At 70.7% G+C, this 9,414-nt stretch carries 11 protein-coding genes; 2 read left to right on the top strand and 9 right to left on the bottom strand.

Annotated elements, in window-relative coordinates; translation table 11 throughout:
- Positions 1 to 807: alcohol dehydrogenase catalytic domain-containing protein (locus tag RT323_RS14675; protein WP_313409777.1), on the bottom strand; the 807-nt coding region annotated here is incomplete at its 3' end.
- A 109-nt stretch (positions 808 to 916) separates the two neighbouring features.
- Positions 917 to 2,080 (bottom strand): acyl-CoA dehydrogenase family protein, encoded by a 1,164-nt coding sequence (locus RT323_RS14680; protein ID WP_396172444.1) that lies wholly within the window; start codon positions 2,078 to 2,080, stop codon positions 917 to 919.
- Positions 2,081 to 2,169: 89 nt separating this feature from the next.
- Here RT323_RS14680 and RT323_RS14685 point away from each other — a divergent pair, with 89 nt between their 5' ends.
- The gene (locus RT323_RS14685) at positions 2,170 to 2,796 is read left to right on the top strand and encodes an MSMEG_1061 family FMN-dependent PPOX-type flavoprotein (protein WP_313409780.1); all 627 of its coding nucleotides are present in this window, start codon (positions 2,170 to 2,172) and stop codon (positions 2,794 to 2,796) included.
- Positions 2,797 to 2,802: 6 nt separating this feature from the next.
- On the opposite strand, the gene RT323_RS14690 is transcribed toward RT323_RS14685, so the two are convergent.
- The 7 genes from RT323_RS14690 to RT323_RS14720 form a co-directional block, all read right to left on the bottom strand.
- Positions 2,803 to 3,504 carry an alpha/beta hydrolase gene (locus RT323_RS14690; RefSeq protein WP_313409782.1) on the bottom strand — a complete coding sequence of 234 codons (702 nt, stop codon included), beginning with the start codon at positions 3,502 to 3,504 and terminating at the stop codon, positions 2,803 to 2,805.
- 140 nt (positions 3,505 to 3,644) lie between these two features.
- On the bottom strand, positions 3,645 to 4,133 hold the full coding sequence (purE, locus tag RT323_RS14695) for a 5-(carboxyamino)imidazole ribonucleotide mutase (protein WP_313409784.1): 489 nt from the start codon (positions 4,131 to 4,133) through the stop codon (positions 3,645 to 3,647).
- Positions 4,130 to 5,266: a 5-(carboxyamino)imidazole ribonucleotide synthase gene (locus RT323_RS14700; protein WP_313409786.1), complete on the bottom strand. Its 1,137-nt coding sequence runs from the start codon at positions 5,264 to 5,266 to the stop codon at positions 4,130 to 4,132. The genes purE and RT323_RS14700 overlap by 4 nt, the downstream gene beginning before the upstream one ends.
- Positions 5,267 to 5,301: 35 nt before the next feature.
- Positions 5,302 to 6,288 carry an adenylate/guanylate cyclase domain-containing protein gene (locus RT323_RS14705; protein ID WP_313409788.1) on the bottom strand — a complete coding sequence of 329 codons (987 nt, stop codon included), beginning with the start codon at positions 6,286 to 6,288 and terminating at the stop codon, positions 5,302 to 5,304.
- Positions 6,275 to 6,787, bottom strand: coding sequence for a PH domain-containing protein (locus tag RT323_RS14710; RefSeq protein ID WP_313409790.1), 513 nt, complete (start codon positions 6,785 to 6,787; stop codon positions 6,275 to 6,277). Before RT323_RS14710 ends, RT323_RS14705 begins: the two co-directional genes overlap by 14 nt.
- A gap of 36 nt (positions 6,788 to 6,823) precedes the next feature.
- Complete coding sequence (locus RT323_RS14715; protein WP_313409792.1) at positions 6,824 to 7,606, bottom strand: biotin--[acetyl-CoA-carboxylase] ligase; 783 nt, start codon at positions 7,604 to 7,606, stop codon at positions 6,824 to 6,826.
- Positions 7,607 to 7,654: 48 nt separating this feature from the next.
- Positions 7,655 to 8,002, bottom strand: coding sequence for a hypothetical protein (locus tag RT323_RS14720; RefSeq protein WP_313409794.1), 348 nt, complete (start codon positions 8,000 to 8,002; stop codon positions 7,655 to 7,657).
- Between the two features lie 94 nt (positions 8,003 to 8,096).
- Between RT323_RS14720 and RT323_RS14725 the strand changes: the two genes are divergently transcribed.
- Positions 8,097 to 9,414, top strand: a 1,318-nt coding sequence (locus tag RT323_RS14725) for an acyl-CoA carboxylase subunit beta (RefSeq protein WP_313409795.1), incomplete at its 3' end; no start/stop codon positions are given.

Consider the following 9,414-nt stretch of genomic DNA (forward strand, 5'->3'; position numbering starts at 1 on the left):
GAGGCCACGCTCGACCGCCTCGGCCGGCGACAGGGCCTCGTGCGCCCCGAGCTCACGGGCGGTGACGAGCTTGTCGTCCGAGGCGTCGACGCCGACGACCCGCACGTCCTCCAGCGCGAGTGCCGTGAGCAGCGCCGCCATGCCGACTCCTCCGAGGCCGACCACGACCACCGTGTCCCCGGCGACGGGGCGACCCGCGTTGATCACGGCACCGCCGCCGGTCAGGACGGCGCACCCCATGACGGCGGCGATCGCCGGCGGGACGTCGTCGCCCACGGGGACGACCGACCGCTCGTCGACGACGGCGTGCGTCGCGAAGCCCGAGACGCCGAGGTGGTGGTGGACCCGCTCCCCGCCCCGGCTCAGGCGGGAGCCGCCGCCGATCAGGTCGCCCGTGCCGTTCGAGACACTCCCCGTGGTGCACGGGCGGACGCCGTCGGTGCGGCACGCGTCGCACTCGCCACAGCGGGGCAGGAACGTCATGACGACCCGCTGGCCCACCGCCAGGTCCGTGACCTCGGGACCGGTCGCGATGACCCGCCCGCACGCCTCGTGCCCGAGCAGCATCGGAACGGGGCGGGGCCGGACGCCGTCGACCACGGAGAGGTCGGAGTGACAGATCCCTGCGGCCTCGATCTGGACCAGGAGCTCACGCCCGGCCGGCGGGTCGAGCTCGACCTCGCCCACCGTGAGTGGGCGCGACTGCTCGAACGGTCGCTCCGCGTCGAGTCGCTCGAGCACGGCCGCCCGGATCGTCCTGCGGCCACTCGAGCCGTTCCCCTGCTGGTCCTCGACGTGCGTGCTCATGCTGTCCTCGCTGTCTGTTCGTGCATCGATCGGCCCCCGGGCCCGGTCCGCGGCGGGCGCAGCCCCGCTCCAACCACCGCCCCCATCACACCAGAACCCGTTCGGCGACTCAGAGCGTGCTCTGGATGCCCGCCAGCAGCTGACGCGCCATGACGATGCGCTGCACCTGGTTCGTGCCCTCGTAGATCTGGGTGATCTTCGCGTCGCGCATCATGCGCTCGACCGGGTAGTCGCGCGTGAACCCGTAGCCACCCAGCAGCTGGACCGCGTCGGTCGTCACCTGCATGGCGGTGTCGGACGCGAACGCCTTCGCCGCGGCGCCGAAGAACGTGAGGTCCTTGTCGCCGCGCTCGGAGCGGCCCGCCGCCGCGTAGGTCAGCTGGCGAGCGGCCTCGATCTTCATGCCCATGTCGGCGATCATGAACTGCAGGCCCTGGAAGTCGGCGATCGCCTGGCCGAACTGCTTGCGCTCCTGGACATAGCCCAGCGCGTAGTCGAGCGCGCCCTGCGCGACGCCCACGGCCTGCGCCGCGATCGTGACGCGCGTGTGGTCGAGCGTCTTCATCGCGATCGAGAAGCCCTCGCCGACCTCGCCGATGATGCGGTCGCCGGGGATGCGGACGTTGTCGAAGTAGACCTCGCGCGTCGGCGAGCCCTTGATGCCCAGCTTCTTCTCCGGGGCGCCGAACGAGACGCCCTCGTCGGACTTCTCGACGACGAACGCCGTGATGCCCTTCGTGCGCTTCGCGGGATCGGTCTGCGTCAGCACCGTGTAGTACTCGGACTCGCCCGCGTTGGTGATCCAGCGCTTCGTGCCGTTGATGATCCAGTCGTCGCCGTCGCGCTTGGCCGTCGTCTTCTGGTTCGCGGCGTCGGAGCCGGCCTCGGGCTCGGACAGGCAGTAGCTGAACAGGCCCTCGCCCCGCGCGAGCTTGCCCAGGTACTTGGCCTTGATCTCCTCGTTGCCGCCGATCTGCACGGGCAGCGAGCCCAGCTTGTTGACCGCGGGGATCAGCGAGCTGGAGACGCACACGCGGGCGACCTCCTCGATGACCAGCACGGTGGCCAGCGCGTCGGCGCCGGCGCCCCCGTACTGCTCGGGCACGTGCGGAGCGTGGAAGTCGGAGGCGATGAGGGCGGCGTTGGCCTCGCTCGGGAAGCGCGGCGCCTCGTCGACGTCGGCCGCATGGGGCGCGATCTTCGCCTCGGCGACGGCACGCACGGCCTCGCGGATGGCCTGGTGCTCCTCGGACAACGCGAAGAAATCGGACACGCTCAACTCCCGGTATCGAAAACTCAGAACGCCGGAATCCTACGCCTGAGCGCCGGGGCCACCGGCATCGGTGTGGTTACCCTCGGGTCATGACGCAGATCCGGAACGAGGCCGAACTTCGAGGCATTCTGGGCCATCCGCTGCAGCGAGCCCTCGACAAGGAACGCGACCGGCTCGCGCCGCAGCACGTCGCCTGGCTGCGGGCCTCGCCCTTCTGTGTGCTGTCGACCTCGGCCGCGGACGGCACCTGCGACGCCTCGCCGAAGGGCGATCCGGCCGGGTCCCTCGTGCACGTCATCGACGAGAACCGGATCGCGCTGGCCGAGCGTCCAGGCAACCGCCGAGCGGACGGCTGGGCCAACATCCTGTCGAACCCGCACGTCTCCCTTCTGTTCATCGTCCCGGGACGCGGCGACACCTTGCGGATCGCCGGGCGGGCTCGCCTGTTGCGCACGGACGACGGCGGACCCGACTACGTCGACGCGCTCGTCGTGCGGGGCAAGCGGCCCGTCATGGTGTGCGAGGTCGAGGTCGACCAGGTCTTCTTCCACTGCGCGAAGGCGTTCCTGCGATCGCAACTGTGGGAGCCCGAGTCCTGGCACCCAGAGGCGCTGCCGTCGCGGGCCGTGATCGCCCACGAGATGGAGCGACCGGAGGACTCGGTCGAGGAGCTCGAGGCCTACTACGGCGATCAGTACGCGAAGAACCTGTACTGACGCGACTCAGCGTTCGCGCAGCGCCTCGACGATCGCGGCGCCGAGCTCGGCGGGCTTCGTGAACTGCGGCCAGTGCCCGGTGGGCAGGTCGACGTACTCGACGTCACGGATCCGGGCCAGCTCGCCGACCCACGGCTCACCGGCTGCGATGGCGTCCTCGATCACCCGGGACGGGAACTCGCAGGCGATCACGGTGACCGGGACGTCGAGCCGGCGGTCGTCCGTCAGGCGGATGCCGTCGGTGGCGACGGCTTTCGGGTGCGGGATCGCCCGAGCGATGAAGTCCGCACGGAGCCGGTCGTCGAGGTCGACCAGATCCTCGTCCATGAACTCCTCCCACGGCGGCAACGGGATCTCGTCGGCGTCGGCCGGGAGCTCCTCATTGATCGGCTGGCCCTCGGCGGGCGGGCCGGAGTCGACGTAGACGTTGCGGGCGAGGCGATCGGGCCGCAGGTCGGCCACGCCGTGGATGACGGCGCCGCCGCCGGAGTGCCCGACGAGAACGACGTCGCCCTCGAGTGCGTCGACCTTCCGTGCCACGAACTCGATGTGGTCGCGCAGCCCGATGCCGGCTCGCGGCGCGTCTCGCGACTCCAAGCCGGGGAGGGTCAGCGCGTGGACGCGATGCCCGGCCTCGACGAGCGCGGGCGTCACCTCACTCCACGACGACGCATCGAGCCAGAAGCCCGGGACGAGAACGATCTCCATCCTCGCAACCTACGCTCGCAGGCGGACAGGATCAGCCCGCCACCCAACCGGATCTTGCCGACTGGACGAGGTTTCCTGTCACTTCTCGAGGATCGCAACCCTCGTGAAGTGCGGGTTTCCCCGGTTAACCGGGGAAACCGTCAGTGCCCGCGAACCGCGGCACCCTTGGCGCGGGCGGCGTCGGCCAGGGTCCGCTGGAAGTCGACCATGGCCGAGGTCAGACCGGGGTCGCCGGCGGCGAGGATCCGCACGGCGAGCAGGCCGGCGTTGCGCGCGTTGCCGATCGCGACCGTCGCCACGGGAACGCCCGCGGGCATCTGGACGATCGAGAGCAGCGAGTCCATGCCGTCGAGGTACTTGAGGGGGACGGGCACGCCGATGACCGGCAGGGGCGTGACGGCGGCGATCATGCCGGGAAGGTGCGCCGCTCCCCCGGCGCCCGCGATGATGACCTCGATCCCCCGCTCGTGGGCGCGGCGGCCGTACTCGAGCATCTCGTCGGGCATGCGGTGGGCCGAGACCACGTCGGCCTCGTACTCGATGCCGAACTCGGCCACCGCGGTCGCGGCGGCCTCCATCGTGGGCCAGTCGGAGTCCGACCCCATGACGATCCCGACGCGCTTGCTCATCCCTGGTCCCCGTCCGTCAGCAGTGCGGCGCTGCGCCGGGCCCGGCGCAGCACGTCCTCGAGATCGTCACCCACGGCGGTGACGTGACCGACCTTGCGGCCCGGCTTGACCGCCTTGCCGTACAGGTGGACCTTCACGTCGGGCTCGGCTGCCAGCGCGACGGCCCGCTGCGACGTGAGGTCCTCGACCGCCCCGCCGAGGATGTTGACCATCACGGCCCACGGCTGGCGCGGCGCGGTGGAGCCGAGCGGCAGTCCGGTGACGGCGCGCAGGTGGTTCTCGAACTGGCTCGTGACGGCTCCGTCGATCGACCAGTGGCCGGTGTTGTGCGGGCGCATCGCCAGCTCGTTGACCAGGACTCGGTCGTCGTCGGTCTCGAACAGCTCGACGGCCAGCATCCCGACGACGCCCAGCTCCTCGGCGACCGTGCGGGCGATGCCGCGGGCGCGCGCCTCCAGGGCGGGGTCCAGGTTCGGCGCCGGGGCGACGACCTCGGAGCACACGCCGTCCACCTGGCGCGACTCGACGACCGGGTAGTCGACGATCTCGCCGGTCGCACTGCGCGCGACCTGGGCCGACAGCTCGCGGCGGAACGGGACGAGCTCCTCGACCAGCAGCTCACCGCCGACCGAGAACGGCTCCTGCAGGTCGGCCACGCTCTCGACCTTCCAGACGCCCTTGCCGTCGTAGCCGCCACGCGCGGTCTTGACGATCGCCGGGAAGCCGAAGTCCTCGATGTCCGCCGGCGTGCCGACCTCGGCCCAGCGGGGGCACGGGACACCCAGCTCGGTCAGGCGGCGGCGCATCACCAGCTTGTCCTGCGCGTGGATCAGCGCTTCGGGACCGGGTCGGCACTCGTGCCCCTCCTGCACGAGCACCCGCAGGTGCTCGGGCGGGACGTGCTCGTGGTCGAACGTCACGACGGGCGCGTCACCCACCGCGGCCCTCAGGTCGTCGAGGTCCGTGTGCGTGCCGACGCGGTGGTCGCCGATCACCTGCGCGGCGGAGACGTCGGGACCTTCGGCGAGCAGGCACAGCCGCAGGCCGAGGGCGATCGCGGGCTGTTGCATCATCCGGGCGAGCTGCCCGCCGCCGATCACGGCGACGTCGTGGCCGGGAGCTTCGTGCGTCACGGGCGCCAGCCTAGGCGAGAGCCGCGCGGCACCGCTCAGCGCGCGCGGAAGACACGGCGCTCGGTGACCGTGATGGGCGACAGGTGCCCGAAGCCCTTGATCGGGCGCGGGGGCAGCGCACGCATCTCGAAGTGGCCGTCGAGGGCGTCCGCGGTGGCCTGGTCGACCAGCACACGGTTCGCGCGCGCCACCTGGGACAGCCGCGCCGCCAGGTTCACGGGCGGGCCGAAGACGTCACCCAGACGACTCAGCACCGAGCCGGTCGCGAGCCCGACCCGGACGTCGGGCAGCTGCCGTCGGGCGCCGATCGTGCTGACGATGTCCAGCGAGATCCGGGTCGTGTGCACGGGATCGGCGTGCACGAACAGCATCGCGTCGCCGAGCGTCTTGATGACCCGCGCTCCGGCCGAGGTGATGAGGTCGCCGCAGCGGGTCTCGAAGTCCTCGACGACGGTCGCCAGCTCGGACTCGTCCAGCCGGTTCGACAAGGCGGTGAAGCGCGTCATGTCGGCGAAGCCCACGGTCATCTCGGTGGTCAGCAACGCCTGGTCGCCCTGGCCGAGCGCGGTCAGGCGCGCTGCCGCGGCGGCCAGGTGACGGCGCCAGACGTGCACCATCAGGCGCTCGAACCCGGGCACCGACGAGTGCGCCAGCTCGAGGGCGGCGTCGGCGCGGCTGGTCGACTTGCCGCGCTCGATGTCGGACTCGAGCTGGTCGACGAGGATCGTGGCCTGCCAGTCCGCCAGGCGCGACATCGTCTGGCCCAGGGCGCGGGTCAGCCGGAAGACGGTGTCCTCGTCGAGGATCTGGTGCTCCATGGCGGTGGCGACGATCGCCACGGCGGTGACGTCGGCGTCACCGAAGGCGATCTCGTCGCCGGGGTCGGGAAAGCCGAGGTTGCGCCACAGGCGCACGGCCTGCTCGGTCGTGAGTCCGCCGCGCTCGGCGGTCTCGGCGTTCGTGTAGTGCAGCTGCTCGGCGAGGATGATGTCGACCAGCTGCAGGTCCTCAGGACTGCTCATCGTTCCTGGCCTCCGGGGCGTGGGAGACGAGCACCAGCCTCGAGATCCGGCGATGCACGTCCTCGATGCGGGGGATGTCGTGCAGCGCGAGTCCCGCCTGCTGGCTGGCGTCGTGGATGATCAGCGTGCCGCAGCCCAGGATGCGGTCGAGGACGCCCTTCTCGTACGCGACGTCGTTGATCCGCGCGAGTGGGATGATCCGGCCCTTGCGGGTCAGCAGGCCCTTCTGCTCGATCAGCCGGCGGTTCGTGAGCGTGTAGGTCCACGTCAGCCAGCGCAGGAACGGCAGCACGGTGCCCCACAGGAACAGCACGGCCAGCACCACGAGCCCGGCCAGACGCGGGGTTCCGCCGCCGGAGTCACCCACGGCGCCGACGAAGTACCCGCCGATCAGCATGAGCGCGAGGCCGATGAGGAACGGGACGATCAGCACCTTCAGGTGGGTGCGCGTCTCCGTCTCGACGGTCTCGTCGTCGAGCAGCAGTTTCTCGGACAGCATGGCGCCATGTTCCCACGTCGGCGACGTGGCAAGGAGTCACGCGGGGCGCAAATGTGTCACGTCGCCCGCCGACCACGCCGTCCCGTCGACGACGAGGCACCCCGAGGGGTCGATGCCGGTCGCCTCGCCGATCACGTCGCTGCCGTCCGCGCGCTCGATGCGGACGCGACGGCCGATCGTCGAGCAGGCAGCGACGTAGGCGTCGGCGAGCTCGGCGGAGCGCGCCGGGTCGCGCCACGTCTCGAGACGCTCGCGCAGGTGGCGCACCAGCAGGAGCAGCACCTCGGTGCGATCGATCGTGCCCGCGCCCTCGAGCCACAATGAGGTGGCCGTCTCGACGGGGAGGTCGTCGGCCGCGAGCGAGACGTTGAGCCCGACTCCCACGACGGCGGCGGCGCCCTGAGGGGTCTCGACCCGCTCGACGAGGATGCCGCACAGCTTGCGCCGGTCGTCGACCAGCACGTCGTTGGGCCACTTGAGGGCCGCCTCCACCCCGGTCTCGCGCGCCGTGTCCACGACGGCCAGACCGGTCACGAGCGGCAGCCAGGGCCAGCGCTGGGGCGGCACCTCGACCGGGCGCACCAGCGTCGAGACCGCGATCCCCGTCAGCGGCGGCATGGTGAACGTCCGGTCGAGCCGGCCGCGGCCAGCGGCCTGGTGGTCGGTCGTGTGCACGGTCCACTCGGGCGCGCCCGCGTGGGCGGCCTGGGCCAGGTCGGCGTTCGTGCTGGCGGTCTCGTCCGTGACGAGGACCGAGAACCCGTCGGCCTCCCGGCTCAGGCGGTCGCGGTCGAGGGGAGCACGGGTGGGCTGCTGCACGGGCCCACCTTGGCACACCGTCGTCCCGGCCCGGGGTCGCGGCGAGGACTACTGCGGGCCGAGGGAAGCCGGGCCGCCCGCGGGAGCGGGGGCCGACCCGCCCCCCTTGAGCTCGACGAAGATCACGTGGGTGTCGGTGTCGCCGATGTTCTTGGCGTGGTGCTCCTGGGCGGGCAGCCAGACGACCGTGCCCTGCTCGAGCTCCACCTCCATCTGGAAGTCCCCGGACATGAGTCGGCGGTGGAACGAGCTCAGCGTGTACATCACGCTGTCGGGGTGCTCGTGGGGCGTCGTCTCGTCACCGGGAGTGTCCTTGTACTCCAGGACGCGGACCTTCTCGTTCTCGAAGATCACCGTGTAGCGCTCGGGGTTCGTCACCGCAGGATCGAGGCTCATCTCCTGACTATGGCACCGTGCCGACCGCGTGGACAGTGTCCAGCACCCGTCCCTTGGTCAAGCCCCGGAACGGCGCCCGGTTATGGTGTTCGCCATGACCGACGCCCTGCCTGACGTCCCGCTGGAGGAGCACCCCGAGCTCCACACCACCGCCGGAAAGCTCGCCGAGTACGAGCGGCGCCACCATGAGGTGACCGTCGAGGTGGCCGAGCGCGCTGCTGAGAAGCAGCACAAGCGCGACCGCCAGAGCGCTCGCGAGCGCATCGAGCACCTGCTCGACGAGGGCTCGTTCGTCGAGCTCGACGCGCTGGCCCGCCACCGTGCCACGGCGTTCGGACTGGACAAGAACCGGCCGCTGGGCGACGGCGTCATCACCGGCTACGGCACGATCGACGGCCGCCAGGTGTGCGTCTTCAGCCAGGACTTCAGCATCTTCGGCGGCAGCCTCGGCGAGGTCTACGGCGAGAAGATCACCAAGGTCATGGACCTGGCGATCAAGTCCGGCTGCCCGATCATCGGCATCAACGAGGGCGCGGGCGCGCGCATTCAGGAGGGCGTCGTCTCGCTCGGCCTGTACGGCGAGATCTTCCGCCGCAACGTGCACGCGTCGGGCGTCATCCCGCAGATCAGCCTCATCATGGGCAACTGCGCCGGCGGCCACGTCTACTCCCCCGCCGTCACCGACTTCACCGTCATGGTCGACGGCACCTCGGGCATGTTCATCACCGGACCGGACATCATCAAGACGGTCACCGGCGAGGACGTCACGATGGAGGAGCTGGGCGGCGGTCGCACGCACAACACCAAGAGCGGCAACTCGCACTACCTGGCCTCGGACGAGGACGACGCGCTCGAGTACGTCAAGGCGCTGATCTCCTACCTGCCGCAGAACAACATGGAGGAGCCCGAAGCGTTCGGTGAGGTCGTCGACCTCGAGCCCACCGACCTCGACGTCGCCCTCGACACCCTCATTCCGGACTCCGCGAACCAGCCCTACGACATCCGCACCGTCATCGAGACCGTGCTGGACGACCAGGAGTTCCTCGAGGTCCAGCCGCTGTTCGCGCCGAACATCGTCATCGGCTTCGGTCGCGTCGAGGGCAAGAGCGTCGGCGTCGTGGCCAACCAGCCGATGCAGTTCGCCGGCTGCCTGGACATCGACGCCTCCGAGAAGGCGGCGCGCTTCGTCCGTACCTGCGACGCGTTCAACATCCCGGTGCTGACGTTCGTCGACGTCCCCGGCTTCCTGCCCGGCACCGACCAGGAGTGGAACGGCATCATCCGCCGCGGCGCCAAGCTGATCTACGCCTACGCCGAGGCCACCGTCCCGCTCGTCACGATCATCACGCGCAAGGCGTACGGCGGCGCCTACGACGTCATGGGCTCCAAGCACCTCGGCGCCGACATCAACC

This window comes from Aeromicrobium sp. (assembly GCF_032084975.1).
In the GTDB taxonomy this organism is placed as follows: domain Bacteria; phylum Actinomycetota; class Actinomycetes; order Propionibacteriales; family Nocardioidaceae; genus Aeromicrobium.